This is a genomic window from Salmonella sp. FC25216, assembly GCF_057751355.1.
The window spans coordinates 1-410 of record NZ_JBDGON010000040.1; the positions used below are offsets into that span (position 1 = coordinate 1).

Here is a 410-nt window from a genome sequence, read left to right on the forward strand (position 1 = left end):
TACTCCGCTCAGGGTGCAATTACCCTGCGGCAGAGGAATTTATTGCCAGGGATGCTGACGGCCTGTGCAGCCGAAAAGCAAATCCGGGCAGGATGTCAGAGTGCTGTGTTCGGGCTGGGGCCAGACGTCATTTTTTATACAGATATGGAATGGCTCCCGGCCCACGAAAGGGTGCGGACATTTTGTTTCCACAATTCGAAGCTGTTGCTGCTGCTGGCGCATTGCCGGGCTGGCAATAGCCTGAGGAGAACAATCTGATGACGCAAGAATATGCAGGAATGTCCACCAGACGGGGGCGTACCGGTAAGTACCGGTACAGCACGGGAGCAAAAATATTTTTGATCCTGCTGACGGTATTCACTGTCGCAGCGCTGTTCGGCCTGTACCAGGTCCTGACGTACTGATATGCA

At 53.9% G+C, this 410-nt stretch carries 1 pseudogene; it reads left to right on the forward strand.

What is annotated here, in order from left to right:
• Positions 1–64: 64 nt before the first annotated feature.
• Positions 65–404: pseudogene (locus AC3G3F_RS23885) on the forward strand (hypothetical protein).
• The last annotated feature ends 6 nt before the right edge of the window (positions 405–410 follow it).